Below are 18,719 nucleotides of genomic sequence, written 5' to 3'. Positions count from 1 at the left end.
TATGTAAATAATGTGCAGCCGTGTGAATGTTGAACTTTCACTTAAATTTCTTCTCGATATAATACAAATATTGAGGGGTGTTTATGAAAAAAATATTTATTTTAATCGGGTTGTGTTTGGCTTTTGGGGTGGACGCTAAACAGGCGACCAGTACAGATGCAATTAAGCAAAAAATTATCCAGCAGTCGATTGATCGTTATCCGGGGAATTGTCCATGTCCTTACAATACGGCCAGTAATGGCAGTCGCTGTGGTAAACGTAGTGCATATAATCGGGCGGGTGGGCATGCACCTTTGTGTTATCCGGAAGATGTCAGTGATCGGATGGTCAAAGAGTATAAAAGCCGTGGTTAATTACCAAGTCCGGATTTACCGAGGGGTAAAAACGAAATTTTCTCTACAGTTTATCTTCAGATATGTATGCTTCAATTATTCAGAAAAATCAGTTAGGGATTGAGATAGAATCGTCTTTATCTCCGTTAGACTTTTTGCGCCAGCAATCCTTTTAATGATTGTGCCATTTTTAAAAATCAGCGTAGAAGGTAGACCATAAACATGATAGCGCAAGGTTAATACTGGAGATTGGTCGATATTTACTTTGCCAAATTTGATTTCGGGCTTGCTTTCAGCATATTGCGCTGCCAGTTCATTAAAGACCGGAAAATTCTGAATACAAGGCTTACACCATTCGGCATAAAAGCGAATGACTGCAAAACCTTCGAACCATTCAAAATTACTATAATTATTTTCGTTATACTCAATGATCTCGCTCATATCCATCTCCTATCAATTTTTTGAATAGTGACTTGATTATACATAAGTCCGACTTGGCTTCATTCCTCAGCTTAACTATGTTCAAATAAAGCCAAGTATCTTGAATATTCAATAAGCAGGGAAATATATGTCACAAGCAAGCATGCAACAGATCATTATTACAGAACCGGGCGATATCGATAAATTGGCTTATGAAACGGTTGCAATCCCCGAAGCCAAAGCAGATGAAGTTCTGGTGAAAGTCCATGCTTTCGGAATTAACCGTCCAGATATTTTGCAACGTCAAGGTTTGTATCCAATGCCAAAAGGCGTAACACCAGTCCCGGGCCTTGAAGTCGCGGGTGAAGTGATTGCAGTTGGTGCTGAGGTAAGCCAGTTTAAAGTTGGTGATAAAGTCTGTGGCTTGACCAATGGTGGTGGTTATGCAGAATATTGTGTCGTACCAGAAAGCCAGACCTTGAATATTCCGGAAGGTGTAAGCTTTACACAGGCGGCAGCCATTCCTGAAACCTTTTTTACCGTGTGGGCCAATGTGTTCCAGATGGGGCAGGCCAAAGCAGGGGAAACCGTGCTGATTCATGGCGGGAGCAGCGGCATTGGCACTACTGCTTTAATGTTATGTAAAGCACTCGGAATCAAAAGCTTTGCGACTGTCGGTACGGATGACAAGGTTGCAGCTATTTCAGAGTTAACTTATGCGATTAACTATAAAACGCAAGACTTTGAGCAAGTGATTAATGAAGCAACTGACAATGGCGGAGTCGATGTCATTCTGGATATGGTGGGTGGGCCATATTTAGAGCGGAACCTGAATTTGCTGCGTCGTGATGGACGTCTGGTGTATATCGCCTTTTTGGGCGGTCGTAAAGCCAAAGAGGTTAATTTAGGTCCTATCATGATGAAACGTCTGACCATTACGGGTTCGACCATGCGTGCACGTACTAGGGCTGAAAAAGCTGAAATTGCACAAGGTCTCAAAGAACAAGTGGCACCGTTATGGGCGAAAGGTGAATGTCTGCCTATGATTTATAAAACTTTCAAGTTTGATCAAATCCAAGATGCACATGCAGCCATGGATACTGGGGAACATGTCGGTAAAGTGGTGGTTGAAGTAATTTGATCGAATGTGATCGAGTCAAAAAATACCAGTGATTTCACTGGTATTTTTTTGGTTTTAAATAAAAATTTAACAACAAAAAAATGTATAGAATTTTGAATAAAAGTTAAAAAACAACAACTATGCGACACAACCTGTCAAGAATGATAGGTAAATTGCACTCATAGATAATTCCGACTAAAAGATTCAACATTCACATGAATATGAGATGGAAAAATATATGAAAATTATTTCAGCACCTTATAGTCCTAAACATGGTTCAAAAGCGTTAGGGCGTATTCATAAAATGATTATACGCGGGACAATCACTTGGGCAAAACTACATGAATTATATGGTGCGATGTTGCATCTGGAGCGCTATGTGGAAAGATTAACCACCCAGAATAGTCATTCAGGTCAAAAACGATCCAGAAAATCTAAATAAGCAGTGATATTTTTATAGTCAATAGATAACGAGGACTTTATATAGATAAATGCCTTAGACTTTGTCCTAATATTACTCACTTATTGAGATTGAGTATAATTAATCAAATATTTAGCTATAAGTAAGTACATAACAGTGTATTAAGTGGGGATTTATGAAGCGTCAAGCTTCAACACATGAACGTCTTGCAGAGCGTTTAGCCAGAATTTTGACCAAATTAAATGTCGGATATCAACTTCGGGCTACCGAATTGGCTGCAGAATTCCAGGTCAGCACCCGCACCATAGAGCGTGATTTCGATCGGCTAAGCTCTTACTTGCCTTTACTTCAGGATGAACAAAAAAGATATTATCTGGATACCTCTTATTTGGGACGGTTTAAGCTACAAGATATTCAAAACTTTGCTCAACTTTCCGGGATCAGTGAGCTTTATCCGGCGTTGGATATGTCGTTTTTACGTGAATTGTTAGATGATCGTGCCAATCTGGTGTTTTCTGCAAAAGGCTATCATTTTGAAGACACCAAACAGTTTGCTGAGCATTTTAAAACTTTAGCCGCTGCTATTCATAAGCGTTATTATATTCATTTACGTTATCGTGAAGAATCCAGAAATATCCAGCCTTATCGTTTAATCCATCATCATGGCATTTGGTATCTGGCGGGTATAGATCAGGGAAAACTAGGCACCTACCGTCTCAGTCAGATTCAGCAAGTTGAATTGTTGCTTGATCTGAAGCCCTTTGAACATGAGGCTGAAATATTAAAAATTCTGGAGGATGAAGAAGGGATCTGGTTTGGGCAGCAGAAACAACAAGTCTGGGTAAAAATTCAGCCAGAAGTCGCCATGTTTTTTAAAGAGCGTCGTTTATTTCCGGAACAACAGATTGAGCAAGAGTCAGCATCGGGAGAGTTGTTAATCAGTTGTCAGATTCGCCATGAAATGCAGCTTTTACCTTTGGTGCGTTACTGGATGCCCCACATCAAGATTACTGAGCCTGTACATTTTCAGCAGAAACTGGAGCAAGATTTAGAACGTTATTTACGTTCTGCGGGATAAAATCGCACGTCTGTATAAGATGGCTTGATTGATAGTTTGACTTATTTTCTAAATTTCAGACATAAAAAAACCAGCTTAATGCTGGAGATTTTATTGCACCATTTTAACAAGGATTAAAATGGTGCCCGAGGCCAGACTCGAACTGGCACGCTTTGTGGGCGGGGGATTTTAAATCCCCTGTGTCTACCGATTTCACCACTCGGGCTTTAACAAGATGGAGGCGGAGGTCGGAATCGAACCGGCGTCCACGGAGTTGCAGTCCGCTGCATGACCACTCTGCCACCCCGCCACGTCTTGTTGATGCGTATATTATCAAGCCCTGAAAAAAAAACAATAGCATATTCATTTGTATGCGCATAAAAACAGCATCTGGCGGAAAATATTTAAATTATTCATGTAGAATGTGCAAAATTGATTCATATCAACACTTGGGAGAAATGCCGTGGCATTAGTTCTAGACGGTCGTGCATTGGCGAAGCAAATTGAAGCTGACTTGTTTACTCGCGTAGAAGCGCTGAAAGCAAAATCAGGTCGTACTCCAATTCTTGCGACGATTTTGGTAGGTGACGATGGTGCATCTGCAACTTATGTGCGTATGAAAGGCAATGCTTGTCGCCGTGTTGGTATGGATTCATTAAAAGTTGAGCTTCCAACCGAAACCACAACTGAACAACTTCTTGCAGAAATTGAAAAGTTAAATGCCAATCCAGATGTACACGGTATTCTGCTTCAGCATCCGGTTCCTGCACAAATCGATGAGCGTGCTTGCTTCGACGCAATCTCACTTGAAAAAGACGTCGATGGCGTCACTTGCCTGGGTTACGGGCGTATGGCGATGGGCGAAGCTGCCTATGGTTCAGCGACGCCTGCCGGGATCATGACGATTCTGAAAGAAAACAACATTGAAATCGCGGGTAAACATGCGGTGGTTGTCGGTCGTTCTGCAATTTTGGGCAAACCAATGGCGGCAATGCTGCTTGAAGCCAACGCAACTGTGACCATTTGCCATTCACGCACTCAAAACTTACCTGAATTTGTAAAACAAGCCGATATTATTGTTGGTGCGGTCGGTAAAGCGGAATTGATTCAAAAAGACTGGATCAAACCAGGTGCAGTGGTGGTTGATGCAGGTTTCCATCCACGGGATGGCGGTGGGGTAGGTGATATCCAGTTGCAAGGCATTGAAGACATTGCGTCTGCTTATACCCCGGTTCCGGGTGGTGTGGGCCCGATGACCATCACCACTTTGATTCGTCAAACGGTAGAAGCTGCTGAAAAAGCGCTTGGTTAATTAAATCCTCCCTGACCCTCCTTTTTCAAAGAAGGGAAGCTAATCATCAATTTTTAGATGGAAGTTCCCCTCTTTCCTAAAGAGGGGTTAGGGGAGATTTTTTGAATATATAGATATAAATTAAAAGAAAACCCAATGAGCTGTACCTTTCAATTGCCTAAAGCCCCTCAGCATCTGCTAAAAGCCTTACATGATGTGATTCCACATTGTGAATTACAGGCGCAGCAGCTTCCCGATACGCCTATTTCTTTATGGCTCATTCCACCGGTATTTCCAACAGATAAACTCGATGATGAAGTGATTCGTCGTATCTGGAATGATACGCCGTATTGGATCTTTTGTTGGGCGTCTGGCTTGTCTATGGCTCAATGGCTATTGGCTGAACCACAGCATGTCAAAGACAAGGTGGTACTGGATTTTGGTGCGGGTTCGGGTGTAGTGGCGATCGCAGCGAAAATGGCAGGCGCAAAACGGGTGATTTGCTGTGATATCGACCAGATCAGTCTGGATGCATGTCGTGCCAATGCAGAGCTGAATAATGTTGAACTGGAATATCTGGATGATCTGTATAAGGCAGAGCAGCTAGATATTCTGTTAGCCGCAGATGTGCTCTATGATCAATGCAACCGTTTTTTCCTGGATGAATTTTTAAAATTCGCACCTGAAGTATGGGTGGCAGACAGTCGAGTCAAAAATTTTAGTCATCCAAAGTATATAAAGCTGGATGAACGTAGTGCAACGACCTGGCCAGACCTGGATGAATCACCGGAATTTCGTAATGTCAGTTTTTATAAAACACGTTGAATTTGAAAAATAAAAAGGGCAATAAGCCCTTTTTTATTGTATTGCTTTGAATATATCGGATATTAAGAACAAGTATAACGAATGACACGCATCGTGGTTGGGCGGGCGTCTAAGGCTTCGCGTGCACCGAGATTCTCGCTATTATATAGATCTGGGGTATTGCTTAAGCTGATTTGCGTGCGGCTATTACCTAATTGGCGGCCATATTGTTCCTGCTCCGCAAGTGGATTAGAAATTTCATTGGTGCTTAAAATCTGGATATTATAGGTTTTTGAGCTGCCCAAAGTCTGTTGACAGGCTGCCTGCAATCTTCTTTCATCCTGATTAGGCCGTCCTGAAAGCGTATAGCTCAAGGTTGCTGTATTGCCTGAACGTTCCAGAATTTCATAGCCACTTTTTCCGTTGAACTGATGTGGTGCCGTCTGACACGCACTCAACATGAAGCTGCTTGCAGCCAGAGCTAAAATGACTGTTGTTCTTTTCATATTTATATTTCCTAAAGTCTTGCGCTAATTATGCCATAGTTTGCTTCAACTGCTGCTCTGGTCAATTGTGATCAATTGTTTATCCATTTAATAAAAAAGGCCGCTTACGCGACCTTTTTTAATCAAACTTTTAGATCAATCAGCAATTAAGCAGATTTAACCGCAGCAATTAATTCTGCTTGACGTTGTTTTAACGCCTCTGGCAAACGACCACCAAGTTTGTCGAACAATTCAGTGTGGCTTTCAAGTTCTTTGATCCATTGATCTTTATCTTGAGCAGTCACAAGGTCAAATTGTTCTTTAGTAAAGTCAGAACCAGTCCAGTTCAACTGTTCATAAGTTGGAACGCGGCCAATTGGTGTGTCAACAGCAGTTGCACGACCTTCACAGCGGTCAATGATCCACTCAAGAACGCGCATGTTTTGACCGAAACCAGGCCATACGAAGTTGCCTTCAGCGTCACGACGGAACCAGTTCACGTTATAGATCCCAGGAAGTTTGTTGCCAGCAGCTTCAGCTTTCTCAGCAACTTGCTCGCCCATTTCTAACCAGTGCGTGAAGTAATCCGCCATGTTGTAGCCAGCGAAAGGAAGCATCGCGAACGGGTCACGACGAACAATACCTTGTTGACCAACAGCAGCAGCAGTGGTTTCAGAGCCCATGGTTGCAGCTTTGTAAACACCATCAACCCAGTCAAATGCTTCTGAAATTAGAGGCACTGTGTCCGCGCGGCGACCACCGAAGATGAACGCAGAAATTGGAACACCTGCTGGATTTTCCCAGTCAGCGTCAATCGAAGGGCATTGACCAGCAGCAACAGTGAAGCGAGCATTTGGATGCGCAGCTTTTTCTTCGCCAGTGTGAGGTTGACCTTTCCAGTTGGTCAGGTTAGCAGGTACTTCTTTAGAAAGACCTTCCCACCATACTTCGCCGTTGTCAGTTACAGCAACGTTGGTATAGATCACATCTTTAGTTAATGTTGCCATACAGTTCGGGTTGGTCTTGGTATTTGTACCCGGCGCTACACCGAAGAAACCAGCTTCAGGGTTGATGGCATATAAGCGACCATCTTCACCTGGTTTGATCCAAGCAATATCGTCACCTACAGTTTCAATTTTCCAGCCTTCGTAGCCCGCTGGTGGAATCAACATCGCGAAGTTGGTTTTACCACATGCAGATGGGAATGCCGCTGCGATATAGTGTTTTTCGCCTTGTGGATTGGTCACGCCAAGGATCAGCATGTGTTCAGCTAACCAGCCTTGTTGACGACCCATAAATGATGCAATACGTAAAGCCAGGCATTTTTTACCAAGCAATGCGTTACCGCCGTAACCAGAACCGTAAGACCAGATCTCACGAGTTTCTGGATAATGCACGATGTATTTTTCAGGGTTGCAAGGCCATGCAACGTCTTTTTCGCCTTGTTCTAGCGGAGCGCCCACAGTATGTACGCATGGAACGTATTCACCATCAGTACCTAGAACGTCATAAACAGCTTTACCCATGCGAGCCATTTTAGACATGCTTACAGCAACGTAAGGAGAATCTGTTAATTCGATACCGATGTGTGCAATATGAGAACCTAAAGGACCCATAGAGAAAGGCACAACGTACAAAGTACGACCTTTCATAGAACCATCAAACAAACCGTTGAGGCGAGCACGCATTTCAGCAGGTGCTTCCCAGTTGTTGGTTGCGCCAGCGTCTTCTTTGTTTTCAGAGCAAATGTAAGTACGACCTTCAACACGAGCAACGTCAGAAGGATCAGAATTCGCAAGATAAGAACCAGGATGAGTTTCTTGATTCAGTGCTTGCATTGTGCCGTTAGCGATCATCAAGTCGATATAACGTTGATATTCTTCTGCGCTACCGTCACACCATTCAATTTTTGCTGGTTTTGTTAATTTAGCAATCTCTTCCACCCAAGCAATAAGCTTAGGGTGACGAACGAATTCTGGTGCGTTCACTTGGGTCATGGTGAGGCCTATCTCAAATGTGTACAAAAAGGATGTACAAAGTACAATCCGAGCAATAAAAATGTTGCCCGGATGATATATGAAAAAAAGTGGCTGTATTAAAGCATAAAATGATAAAAAAAATAAGACCAAAGAAGCACTAGATTTCTTTTGGCATATAATGCTATTTTATTTGTAAATATAATGAAAACAATAAGATAAAACTAAATATTTGAATTGTCTTGGTTATTTATTTTAATTATGAATAGTATTTATTTTAAAAATTATTAATAAAATCAATTTATTAATTTTATAGCACGTCTCATATTCGTTATTGATTAAATAAATGGTTGCCATTTGAATTTTACATAAAGCTACTGTTAATTGTCTATGAATTGGACAAAATGCCAATAGGCTTCATAAAGTTGTGCGAAAAATGTCTAATCAATCTAAACCCTTATCGCTTATTTATAATCATAATGCTGGTTTTCGCATACAAGGGCCAGAAGGGATCTATGAACAACTGACTGAAATATTTTCAGCGCAAGGTTATCAGACTAAAGCTTATGAAATCAATGATTCACAGCAATTTGATCACGTTATGGCGGAGGTGTTGACACGACATTTAGCGTCGGATGAAGCAGGTATCGTGGTGGCAGCAGGTGGGGATGGTACTTTAAATACAGTCGCCAAACATTTATTGAATACGCAAATTTCTGTTGGAATTTTACCCTTGGGTACTTTTAATTATGTAGCCAGATTATTAGATATTCCCTTGGATTTAATTGAAGCCGCTAAAGTGATTGCCACGGGACAATCTAAACGTATCAATGTAGCCCAAATTAATCAGGATATTTATCTGAATAATGCCAGTTTGGGCCTGTATCCCTTATTTATCAAAAAACGTGAAGATTATAACCGGCGGTTTGGTCGATTGCCGTTACATGCCTATACTTCCGCACTGGATGTGCTGATTCGCGACCGTAAGGAACTGAAACTGGAAATCTGGGTAGATCACAAGAAATATCCGGTAAAAACACCGCTGATCTTTTTTGGCAACAATCCCTTGCAACTGGCAGATATGAAAATGCAGATTGCCAAAGCAGCAGAGCAGGGTAAAGTCGCAGGAGTGGTGGTTTCTAAAAGTGATAAGCTAACTTTATTTAAGCTTGTGTATCAGTTGGTTCGTGGCAAGATTGATCAGGCTTCGGATGTTTACAGTTTTGCTGCCGATCAAGTCCGTATCGAATCTAGATCCAAGAAATTGATGGTGGCGATTGATGGCGAAATCGTAGAAATGGCACCGCCCCTCAATATTTCTGTTTTAAAAAACAGCCTGAGTGTAAGGGTGTCGCATGATCCTGCATCTGTCTGATCTGCATTTTGGGACAGAAAAACCCGAGTGTTTAGAGGCAATTCGACAGTTCTGTCAGACTCATCCTCTGGAAGCGGTCGTCGTCAGTGGTGATCTGACCCAACGCGCACGTTTAAGTCAGTTTTTGGCCTGTAAACGGTTTTTAGATCAGCTTGAGACACCTTATCTGGTAATTCCGGGTAATCATGATATTCCGCTCTATCATTTATGGAATCGGCTGTTCAATCCATTTACCCGTTATCAGCTTTTTTTTGGTGAACTTGAACCGACACTTGAAACAGACAACTTTTATCTGGTGGGGGTGAACTCAATCCGGCGCCGCTATCACACCAAAGGGCATTTATCGCTTGAGCAGATTCAGCGTATTGATCGGAAATTAGGCCAAGCGCCTTCTTCCAAATTAAAAATTATTGTCAGCCATCAACCGTTCTATGTGCCTTTTCAAAATAAGCGCGGTTTTAAGGATAGTCCATTGATGGCCAAAATTGCTTTAGAAGCTTGGGCAGCACATGGCCTGTTTGCAGTCTTGCATGGACATCTGCATCAACCTGCGGTTTATGATTTGAACCTGATCTTTGATTTGGGGGCAGATCATCCTGTTTATGATGTACATGCAGGTACTTCAGCCTCGCATCGGCTACATAAAAAAGAGCCAAATAGTTTTAATCTGATTGATGCATCAGGAAAAATTTCCCAGTATTTATTCGATGACGTGACCCAGTCCTTTCTGTTAAAGCCTGATATGTTGAATAAATAGACGAAAAATCAGTATTCGTTAAAAAAAAGCAATTTTTTTTCATTTTTGCCCTTGAAGCGTTTTATTCCATCTCCATAAAAGTGACATCAAAAATTTTTGATGATGACCCATGGAATAATTAAGTCGTCATCAGTGACCTAAAAAGACTTAGTCTGATGGAGTTAAATATGAGCAACATTCGTCCATTACATGACCGCGTTGTTATTCGTCGTGTTGAAGAAGAAACTAAAACAGCTGGCGGTATTTTACTTCCTGGTTCTGCTGCAGAAAAACCAGCTCAAGGTGAAATCATTGCTGTAGGTAATGGTCAAATCACTGACAATGGTGTACGTGCACTAGATGTAAAAGTTGGCGATAAAGTATTGTTCGGTACGTATGCGGGTACAACTGTGAAAGTTGACGGCGAAGAACTTCTTATTATGAAAGAATCTGACATTTTAGCGGTATTTGCTTAATTTCCGTTTAAAGTCGTCTTATGTTCATCAGAATTTAAAAGATATTAAAAGTATTTGGAGTCAAAAATGTCAGCTAAAGACGTAAAATTTGGTGATTCAGCGCGCAGCAAAATGATTGCTGGTGTGAATATCCTTGCAGATGCAGTGAAAGTAACACTAGGTCCTAAAGGCCGTAACGTTGTGATCGACCGTTCTTTCGGTGCGCCACACATCACCAAAGATGGTGTAACGGTTGCCAAAGAAATCACCCTAAAAGATAAATTCGAAAATATGGGTGCTCAGCTGGTTCGTGAAGTGTCTTCTAAAACTAATGACATCGCAGGTGACGGTACAACCACTGCAACTGTATTGGCTCAAGCAATTTTGAACGAAGGCATCAAGTCAGTTACAGCGGGTATGAACCCAATGGACTTGAAACGCGGTATCGATATCGCTGTTAAATCTTTGGTTGCTGAAATTAAAGCAACTGCTCAACCTGCGTCTGATTCTAAAGCGATTGAACAAGTCGGTTCGATCTCTGCAAACTCTGACACCACTGTAGGTAAACTGATTGCGCAAGCAATGGAAAAAGTGGGCAAAGAAGGCGTCATCACTGTAGAAGAAGGTTCAGGCTTTGAAGATTCTCTAGATGTGGTAGAGGGTATGCAGTTTGACCGCGGTTACATCTCGCCATACTTCGCAAACAAGCAAGACACGTTAACTGCGGAGCTTGAAAATCCGTTCATTCTTCTGGTTGACAAAAAAATCAGCAACATTCGTGAATTGATCACTGTACTTGAAGCTGTCGCGAAAACTGGTAAACCGCTTCTGATCATTGCTGAAGATGTTGAAGGCGAAGCGTTGGCAACTTTGGTTGTCAACAACATGCGCGGCATTATCAAAGTATGTGCAGTTAAAGCACCTGGTTTTGGTGATCGTCGTAAAGCGATGCTGCAAGACATTGCGATCTTGACTGGCGGTACGGTGATTTCTGAAGAAATTGGCATGCAGCTAGATCAAACTGCACTTGAACATTTAGGTACTGCACATAAAGTGACTGTATCTAAAGAAAACACAGTGATTGTGGATGGTGCGGGTAATGCAGGTCAAATCTCTGAACGTGTTCAGCAAATCCGTGCGCAAATTGAAGAATCGACGTCTGAATATGACAAAGAAAAACTTCAAGAACGTGTTGCTAAATTGGCAGGCGGTGTTGCAGTGATCAAAATCGGTGCTGCGACTGAAGTTGAAATGAAAGAGAAGAAAGACCGTGTAGACGATGCCCTTCATGCAACGCGTGCTGCGGTTGAAGAAGGTGTGGTTGCAGGTGGTGGTGTTGCACTGGTACGTGCAGCGAAAGTATTGGATAACGTAACTGGCGCGAATGATGACCAAAACGTAGGTATCAACATTCTACGTCGTGCGATTGAAGCGCCGCTTCGTCAAATCGTATCGAATGCGGGTGATGAGCCTTCAGTGGTGATCAATGCTGTGAAAAATGGCGAAGGCAACTTCGGCTATAATGCGGCAACGGGTGTTTATGGCGATATGCTCGAAATGGGTATTCTTGACCCAGCAAAAGTAACGCGTTCTGCACTTGAGCATGCTGCTTCTGTTGCTGCATTAATGTTGACAACTGAATGTATGATCACGGATATTCCAGAAGACAAGCCTGCAATGCCTGATATGGGCGGCATGGGTGGTATGGGCGGCATGATGTAATTCATGTTGATCATTTGATCTTAAAAAATCCCTACCTCAGGTAGGGATTTTTTTTATTTCTTGATAAAAAATTATGATTTCAATAAAAAATAGAGTAAAATTTGAGACATAAGTTTAATCTAGATTAGAAAATGCCAACAGGGCATCACTTTCTATTGAAAAATTGATTAATGTTTATTTTTGTAACATTTGATCTTGGAATATATAAATTTTTGATTTATCATTTAATCAAAATATAATTGATATGCGGCTATATGAACAGTACAGTTATAAATAATGAGGGAAAAAGTTCAGATGATCATTCTGAACTGATATTAATTAGTAAAAGCGAATTAAAAGCTTTATACCGGAAATTAAAAGAGTATGAAGATCGCTTAAGGGGATACGAGCATGAACATAAAAGAATTTTAGCTTATTTTACGAATAAAAATTACAATTGATTCAGTTCATCAATCAACCTTTTAATGATATCTTTATGATTCTTTTTTAAAGCGCGAAACTTTAGATAATAGTCTAGATCTCCAGCATCGTGTTCTGAAATCTGGGCACTCGGACTAATATCCTGGTCTCCAAATCTTAGCCATTGATTAGATACATTTAACCAAATCGCTAAAATAGAGAGTTTATCTTGGCTAGGGATGGCCTTACCTAATAACCAGTTATTCGCAGATTGTACTGAAATTGGGCTGCCGTCATAACGGTGATTGAACTCCCTAGATAAAAAAGTAGGGCTAATAGGGTGTGCAGCATCCAGTAAAGCTTGTTTCAATCGTTCAGCAAATAATTTTTTTTCTTGCTGATTGCTCATAAATTAAGTTCTCTCTTTCTATCTCATCATACACTTTATAAGTTTTATCTTAAAAATGTATTTAAAATACTACAATGATTTTAAGAGCATCATTTTAAGAAAACTCGACTCATATTTCAATTGTAACAAGGTTGTTTATCCTATCTTGTTGTAATTATTTGTAATTATTATTTGTTTCTATATTTTATGTTTAGTTTAGCTTAATACAAATATCAGGTAATCAATCTGTTAATTAATCAAGGTTACTTTATCATTTTTTATTTCTTAAATTGCTATTTAAAACAAAATCTTAAGTTAATTTCATATTATTTTCACCCTTAAAATCAATTTTAAATTTAAAAATAAATCAAATATTGATTGATATCTTTGTTTCGTTTTGTATATTATTGCCTCAGGTCCGCTCTAGCAGCGGCAGGTAGTGGATGGCAGTCTCCAGAACAACCAGACATTCAACTCAGTTTTGCTGGTTTACATCAATCCTAGGGTAGACCAGTCTTTTTATAAAAATTGAAGGAAATTTATATGAAATTTCAAAAGACTTTATTGGCAGTAGCACTTGCAATTTCGGCTGTAGCAGTAAATGCAGCAGATCCTGTTACTAGTAAAACTCCTGTTTACCAATATGGTAAAACAGCAGATTTAGGTGCAACTGATGTAATTTATAAAATTAATGATGTTGCTTATACGTTATCAGCTACCGAGGGTTTCGTTAAGTTTGAGGGAGATGTTTCACAGTATACTAACCTTTTACGTGGTGGTCTGGTTGATTCAACTGCAGCTATTGGTAAAGACGAAGAAGATACTTTTGATGGTTCTGTAGGTGACGTAGTTTTTGCTTCAAACTGGAAAGACACAGTTGTTTCAAATCCTGGTGCTGTAACATCACTTGATGGTACAATTACTGCTCCTGAAGCAGGTACAGGTCAAAATATTGATGCTGATATTGTTATTCCTGCTTATGCATACCTTAAAAAAACTGAGTATCAGGACTTTGTGGCTGGAAATATTGGTGAAAATCTAGGTGTTGGTATCATTGATGGTGTTGCAACATTCGATAAAAATAATAATCTACTTTCTTCTGTAGAATCAGGTTCAGCATTAACTTCAAAAGGCTTAGGTTTGGTTCATGAAGCTGATAACTTGAATCCGAATGTAGTCATTGATTTTGAGAAAGGTCTTGTAACAGAAACTACAATTAGTGGTGGTACTGTAACTTCAAACCAAGAAGTAAAAGCTTATGGTACTGGTACGACAATTGAAGTAATCGAAGTTGGTGGTAAATTCTATTCAGTAGGTAAAAATGGTACTGATCTTACAGAATTTACTGGGGATACAACTGGGTTAGCTTCAAAATTAATTGGTGCTGGTGCAGCGAATGGTTTCAATGATTCAAAAACTGAGATCAAAACTACTGAGGCATTCGTTGGTGCACAACAAACAACCTATGGCGAGTCTACTGTATCTTTTGATAATGCTAATAGTATTACAGTTGGTAATGCTGACGTAAATAGTGTTTTAGAAGCTGGTAAACAGTATGCAGTTACTGGTACTGATGCAAATCGCATTGAAACTGCTCAGTCAGTAACTACCGGTATTATCGCTTCTGAAGATGGTAAAAATACTTATGGTTTAGTTGTTTCTCAAACAGAAACTGGTAAAGCAGATGCTTATACAACTGTTACAGCTAATGGTATTGAAACTACTGGTGACGTCACTATCTTTGCTGGTTCAGACAAGCAAACTACAGTTGGTTCATTTATTGAAACAGCTAAAGCTGCAATTGAAGCTAATGTTGACGAAAAAGTTGCAGCTGTTGCAACAACCGTTGAAACTGGCTTGACTGCAGCGGCAACTGATCGCCAAGCGATTCGTAGTGAAGTTGAAACTGGTTTGACGGCAGCAGCAACCGATCGTCAAGTGATTCGTTCAGAATTTGCAGCAGCTGACACCGCAACTTTAGCTTCTGCAAATGCTTATACAGATACACAAGTGGTTAATGTAAATTCACGTGTGAACCAATTAAACTCACGTGTTGATGACGTAGAAAAAACTGCTTACCGTGGTGTGGCAATTGCATTAGCTGCTCAACAACAAATTCCTAACATCGGTGCTGGTCAATTCGCTGTATTTGGCGGTGTAGGTCACTATGAAGGTGAGTCTGCTGGTGCTCTAGGTGTTGCAAGCGTGTTTGCTGATGGCCGTACTTCTGTAAGTGCTGCTCTTGGTTTCGCTGGCGGTAACGAAGTTGGTGGCCGTGTAGGTGTATCATACGTATTTGGCGGTAAGTAATTACTCCTTATACTGAGCTATAAAAAAATCCCCGCAATATGCGGGGGTTTTTTATGTCTTTACAAAATTATGATGAAGACTTTTTAACTAATTTGTAATTTAAATTACTCTCAATTTTCTTACCTGACTCCACATCACGTGCTTCAATGAAATTTTCGCCAACAAAGAATTTACGGTTTTCAGCTTTGTTATCTAATGTGATGAGTGACGGATCCTGAGGATCAAAACTAAAACTGCCTTTGAGCTCAAATTCATTATTATTAGCTTTCCCTAAATATTCTTCACTCAGTTCATAAGTCTTATCTGAATTAAGCTGTAACTCGACTTTAATGCCTTCACAGTCGGCACAAGGAAATACACCTTCATATTCACCTGCCCAATCTAATGAGGTCTCTGCGCTATCAGCCCGAGTCAGATTGGTACCGGAGTTATTTTGCTCCGTCATCGCTGGGCTGGATGGTGCATTATGATTCATTGGCTCATTGTCATTCTGTTTTGAACATGCTGTCAACGTTGATGAAATAGCGACTACCATCGCAGCAGTGAATATAAATTTCTTCATTGTTTTGATCCTATGGATTTATTTGTTAGCTAATTACATTAAAAGCAGTCTATATAGATAAATAGAGCAATCTTGTTAAAGTTTGATTCATTAGGTGAATCAGATCAAAGTTATTCATCAATCAATAGACTTCAGGGATTTTCATAAAATATTAAAGGTATTTTATGTCGTTTCACCAAGGGCTGCTTGGCGCTATGATTAAGAAAGAACTATAAAAAATGAGGCAGCAATGAAATTAGAACAAGAAAATAATCTGATTGCAAAAATTTATGATGCTGCATTATTGCCAGCTTTGTGGCTGGAGGTGATCGAAGATATCGTGAGCTACACTAAAAGTAAGAGTGCAATCTTTACCGGTCTGGATCAGCTTAATCCAGGCTATGATTTTGTTCACACGTATAATATCCCGAATGAAAGTTTGGCTGCCTATCAGGATGAGCGTATCAGAGTGATTGATATGAAGCTCCATATGCCCTTATGGAATGATATTGAGATGGGGGATGCGCTAAATCAGAATTGTCAGCATTATGCAGAGCGGCCCGGTACGGATCATTATGTATTTTATGAAAAATGTTTAAAGCCAACAGGTGTCTGCTATCTGGCAGGCGTGTTGCTCGATCAAGGTCATTATCGCTGGGCCGTACTCGGTATCCATCGTGCGCCTGAGGTGCAGCCTTTTGAACAGGCAGAGCTGGATTTTCTCCGACGAATCAGTATTCATTTACGCCGGGCTTTACAAATTCACCGACAAATCAGCTTGATTCAACAAGATAATTTAAACTTGTATACGCTATTGGAGGGTTTAAAAACAGGGATTGTGCTGCTTGATCAAAACTTGTGTTTAAGCTATTCCAATCCTGTTGCACAGCAGATGATTCAGCAAAGTTCATGTCTGGATCTGGATAGACATAATCATCTAAAAACCCATCCTTCTCAGCAGGCACGTCTTGATCAGTTGTTAGAAAGTGCTTTACTGGATGCTACAACGGTTCAGGCTGAGGTCGGTGGAGTCTTGGCACTGAGTGATAGTACAGGGTCTCAATTAATGCTCACAATCGTGCCGTTTAAAAAATTAAGAAATATGCAGCTTTTACAAGCGGATCAGCACCAGATTGCATTATTTATGACCGACAAGAACCAGCATTACTCACTGTCCAGAGCTTATCTACAGCAGTGCTACCATCTGTCAAAGCGAGAGTTTGATTTATGTGAATTGTTAATTAATGGCTATAAGCTGGAAGATATTGCAGAGCAATGTGGCATTACCCTAAGCTCAGTTCGAACCTATTTTAAAAATATTTATGAAAAGACCAACTGCACCTCACAAATTGAGCTGATGCACTTATTAATGGGATGTACGATTCAGTTTGAACATATTGATTAAACCGGCCTGAATTTCATATTCAAGCCGGTTTATATGGGTTATTTAACACGTTGTAAAGTTACAGGATCTTCACCTTGCGGATGTAAGATAAGATTGTTGTTAGATATATTGATGCTTGCAATTGTCTTGCTGCCATTTGAACTATCTTGTAATCCACCACACTCGTTGGTATCGAATAATACCTCGGTTGTGGTGAGAGTATTTGCTGACAATGTATATTTGCCATATTCAATTCCTGGCCAACCACAGTCATCTCCACCTTCAGTGTCTAGGAAGAAATAATAGTTGTTATCAAAGAAAGCAAATAGGTGCGTTTCATTGAGTCGCCACGTGCCGACGAGACTATTAGACTGCTTAACTCGATTTAAACGGTATTCAGTACTAACGCCGGGTTCAGTAAGAATTAATTGAGTTCCATTAAAGTTTAAAGAATAAGGTTTATTCTCGGCAGGATGTGAAAGTCCCCATTCACCATTGGTGTCATGTAGGATTTCCGGTTCAATCACGGTTGTTGTTGCATTCCATTTTAAGCGGCCCATTTCAATGCCTGCTTGACCACTCTCATCTTTTGCTTCTGCTTCACCTAGTGCATAGCGTCCATCTTCCAGAATGTGAATCAACACAGCAGTGTTATCGGTACGGTTAATCTCCCACGTACCGGCAATATCTTTGTAGAAGGTCGCTTGGAAGTTTTCTGAAGCTTTTTCTGGTGTTATCAACTGATCTGGTGTGATGGCTGTTTTGGTGACAACTTCATTTACGAAGTCGGTGGTACTTTGGTTAAAATTAAGCTTTACAGCAGTGAAGGCTGTTTTAGTGTCATCACTAATCTGAATGCCATCGCTATGATCACCTTTTCCATCTAAGGATTGTAAAAAAACCATAAGGTTGATACGCGCATTTTCACTTTCGACTAAATCTAATGGTGTGATACGCTCCTTTGCTTCAATTTCATCACCGAGTTGTACACCCCCAATAAAGAATTTTACTTTTTCATCATCATTAAATTTAAATTCTCCTTTTTCGTTGGTAACTCCTGTTGCACCACTACTGGTGATATAGGTCACCCCTGAAATGATTCCGTCCGTCAGTACGCCGGTTTGGGTGCCAACATTGTTTGCTGGAGGTGTACTGGCATTATCATCCGAACCGCCGCAGGCACTAAGTAACCCCGCTAAAGCAATACAAAGTAAAGTCTTTTTCATTAGGGCGTGTCATCAATTAGCTTGAGGAAAACCGCCTTGTCCCCATTATACTTTTATGACTAAACGCTATGCATTAAAAGATGAGCAGTGGGAACAGATTAAAGATCTGTTACCTGGACGAATGGGTACTGTTGGAGTAACGGCCAAAGATAACCGACTATTTGTTGAAGCGGTATTGTATCGGTATCGTTCAGGTATCCCGTGGCGAGACTTACCCCAACGCTTTGGTGATTTTAGAGTCGTGCATACTCGTTTTAGTCGTTGGGCTAAAACAGGT

The 18,719-nt window shown here is 40.6% G+C and carries 19 protein-coding genes and 2 tRNA genes; 13 read left to right on the top strand and 8 right to left on the bottom strand.

The window, feature by feature from the left end; all coding sequences use genetic code 11:
* The first annotated feature begins 83 nt into the window (after window positions 1-83).
* Window positions 84-353 carry a hypothetical protein gene (locus tag FTU44_RS04700; RefSeq protein ID WP_005171942.1) on the top strand — a complete coding sequence of 90 codons (270 nt, stop codon included), beginning with the start codon at window positions 84-86 and terminating at the stop codon, window positions 351-353.
* Between the two features lie 75 nt (window positions 354-428).
* Here the strand turns inward: FTU44_RS04700 and FTU44_RS04695 are convergent, their stop codons facing one another.
* A complete protein-coding gene (locus FTU44_RS04695; RefSeq protein ID WP_005171940.1) occupies window positions 429-773 on the bottom strand; it encodes a co-chaperone YbbN in 345 nt (114 codons plus the stop codon).
* A gap of 127 nt (window positions 774-900) precedes the next feature.
* Between FTU44_RS04695 and FTU44_RS04690 the strand changes: the two genes are divergently transcribed.
* The 3 genes from FTU44_RS04690 to FTU44_RS04680 all read left to right on the top strand — a co-directional run bounded on the left by FTU44_RS04690 (window position 901) and on the right by FTU44_RS04680 (window position 3,371).
* Window positions 901-1,893 (top strand): NAD(P)H-quinone oxidoreductase, encoded by a 993-nt coding sequence (locus tag FTU44_RS04690; protein ID WP_180049635.1) that lies wholly within the window; start codon window positions 901-903, stop codon window positions 1,891-1,893.
* 217 nt (window positions 1,894-2,110) lie between these two features.
* Window positions 2,111-2,314 carry a hypothetical protein gene (locus FTU44_RS04685; protein WP_005096298.1) on the top strand — a complete coding sequence of 68 codons (204 nt, stop codon included), beginning with the start codon at window positions 2,111-2,113 and terminating at the stop codon, window positions 2,312-2,314.
* 154 nt (window positions 2,315-2,468) lie between these two features.
* Window positions 2,469-3,371 carry a YafY family protein gene (locus FTU44_RS04680; protein WP_005096301.1) on the top strand — a complete coding sequence of 301 codons (903 nt, stop codon included), beginning with the start codon at window positions 2,469-2,471 and terminating at the stop codon, window positions 3,369-3,371.
* 119 nt (window positions 3,372-3,490) lie between these two features.
* On the opposite strand, the gene FTU44_RS04675 is transcribed toward FTU44_RS04680, so the two are convergent.
* Together FTU44_RS04675 and FTU44_RS04670 are read right to left on the bottom strand one after the other, a co-directional pair.
* Window positions 3,491-3,576 (bottom strand) — tRNA-Leu (locus tag FTU44_RS04675).
* Window positions 3,577-3,586: 10 nt separating this feature from the next.
* Window positions 3,587-3,660, bottom strand: a tRNA-Cys gene (locus FTU44_RS04670).
* Between the two features lie 153 nt (window positions 3,661-3,813).
* On the opposite strand from FTU44_RS04670, the gene folD reads away from it, so the two are divergent.
* A complete protein-coding gene (gene folD, locus FTU44_RS04665) occupies window positions 3,814-4,662 on the top strand; it encodes a bifunctional methylenetetrahydrofolate dehydrogenase/methenyltetrahydrofolate cyclohydrolase FolD (RefSeq protein WP_005096303.1) in 849 nt (282 codons plus the stop codon).
* Between the two features lie 135 nt (window positions 4,663-4,797).
* On the top strand, window positions 4,798-5,466 hold the full coding sequence (locus FTU44_RS04660; RefSeq protein ID WP_005096305.1) for a methyltransferase: 669 nt from the start codon (window positions 4,798-4,800) through the stop codon (window positions 5,464-5,466).
* Between the two features lie 62 nt (window positions 5,467-5,528).
* Here FTU44_RS04660 and FTU44_RS04655 read toward each other — a convergent pair whose 3' ends face one another.
* Together FTU44_RS04655 and FTU44_RS04650 are read right to left on the bottom strand one after the other, a co-directional pair.
* Entirely contained in the window at window positions 5,529-5,951 is a 423-nt protein-coding gene (locus FTU44_RS04655) for a hypothetical protein (RefSeq protein ID WP_005096307.1), read from the bottom strand.
* A gap of 146 nt (window positions 5,952-6,097) precedes the next feature.
* Window positions 6,098-7,927, bottom strand: a complete 1,830-nt coding sequence (locus tag FTU44_RS04650; RefSeq protein WP_005096308.1) for a phosphoenolpyruvate carboxykinase (GTP) — start codon at window positions 7,925-7,927, stop codon at window positions 6,098-6,100.
* 415 nt (window positions 7,928-8,342) lie between these two features.
* On the opposite strand from FTU44_RS04650, the gene FTU44_RS04645 reads away from it, so the two are divergent.
* The 4 genes from FTU44_RS04645 (at window position 8,343) to groL (ending at window position 12,194) form a co-directional block, all read left to right on the top strand.
* A complete protein-coding gene (locus FTU44_RS04645; protein ID WP_180049633.1) occupies window positions 8,343-9,281 on the top strand; it encodes a diacylglycerol kinase family protein in 939 nt (312 codons plus the stop codon).
* Window positions 9,262-10,038, top strand: a complete 777-nt coding sequence (locus FTU44_RS04640) for a metallophosphoesterase (protein WP_005171918.1) — start codon at window positions 9,262-9,264, stop codon at window positions 10,036-10,038. Before FTU44_RS04645 ends, FTU44_RS04640 begins: the two co-directional genes overlap by 20 nt.
* A gap of 167 nt (window positions 10,039-10,205) precedes the next feature.
* Window positions 10,206-10,493, top strand: coding sequence for a co-chaperone GroES (gene groES, locus FTU44_RS04635; protein WP_005096311.1), 288 nt, complete (start codon window positions 10,206-10,208; stop codon window positions 10,491-10,493).
* 66 nt (window positions 10,494-10,559) lie between these two features.
* The gene (gene groL / locus FTU44_RS04630; RefSeq protein ID WP_005096312.1) at window positions 10,560-12,194 is read left to right on the top strand and encodes a chaperonin GroEL; all 1,635 of its coding nucleotides are present in this window, start codon (window positions 10,560-10,562) and stop codon (window positions 12,192-12,194) included.
* Between the two features lie 430 nt (window positions 12,195-12,624).
* On the opposite strand, the gene FTU44_RS04625 is transcribed toward groL, so the two are convergent.
* Window positions 12,625-13,002 carry a hypothetical protein gene (locus tag FTU44_RS04625; protein WP_180049631.1) on the bottom strand — a complete coding sequence of 126 codons (378 nt, stop codon included), beginning with the start codon at window positions 13,000-13,002 and terminating at the stop codon, window positions 12,625-12,627.
* Window positions 13,003-13,524: 522 nt separating this feature from the next.
* Here FTU44_RS04625 and FTU44_RS04620 point away from each other — a divergent pair.
* Window positions 13,525-15,291, top strand: a complete 1,767-nt coding sequence (locus FTU44_RS04620) for a YadA C-terminal domain-containing protein (protein WP_180049629.1) — start codon at window positions 13,525-13,527, stop codon at window positions 15,289-15,291.
* A gap of 67 nt (window positions 15,292-15,358) precedes the next feature.
* On the opposite strand, the gene FTU44_RS04615 is transcribed toward FTU44_RS04620, so the two are convergent.
* Window positions 15,359-15,853 carry a copper resistance protein NlpE gene (locus FTU44_RS04615; protein WP_180049627.1) on the bottom strand — a complete coding sequence of 165 codons (495 nt, stop codon included), beginning with the start codon at window positions 15,851-15,853 and terminating at the stop codon, window positions 15,359-15,361.
* A 229-nt stretch (window positions 15,854-16,082) separates the two neighbouring features.
* Between FTU44_RS04615 and FTU44_RS04610 the strand changes: the two genes are divergently transcribed.
* Entirely contained in the window at window positions 16,083-17,237 is a 1,155-nt protein-coding gene (locus FTU44_RS04610; RefSeq protein ID WP_180049624.1) for a LuxR C-terminal-related transcriptional regulator, read from the top strand.
* Between the two features lie 38 nt (window positions 17,238-17,275).
* On the opposite strand, the gene FTU44_RS04605 is transcribed toward FTU44_RS04610, so the two are convergent.
* Window positions 17,276-18,442, bottom strand: a complete 1,167-nt coding sequence (locus FTU44_RS04605) for a hypothetical protein (RefSeq protein ID WP_180049623.1) — start codon at window positions 18,440-18,442, stop codon at window positions 17,276-17,278.
* Window positions 18,443-18,497: 55 nt separating this feature from the next.
* On the opposite strand from FTU44_RS04605, the gene FTU44_RS04600 reads away from it, so the two are divergent.
* Window positions 18,498-18,719, top strand: a 222-nt coding sequence (locus FTU44_RS04600; protein ID WP_180049621.1) for a transposase, incomplete at its 3' end; no start/stop codon positions are given.

Source organism: Acinetobacter sp. YH12105, assembly GCF_013419095.1.
In the GTDB taxonomy this organism is placed as follows: Bacteria; Pseudomonadota; Gammaproteobacteria; order Pseudomonadales; family Moraxellaceae; genus Acinetobacter; species Acinetobacter pseudolwoffii.
This window is presented reverse-complemented; position numbering and strand designations above follow the sequence as displayed.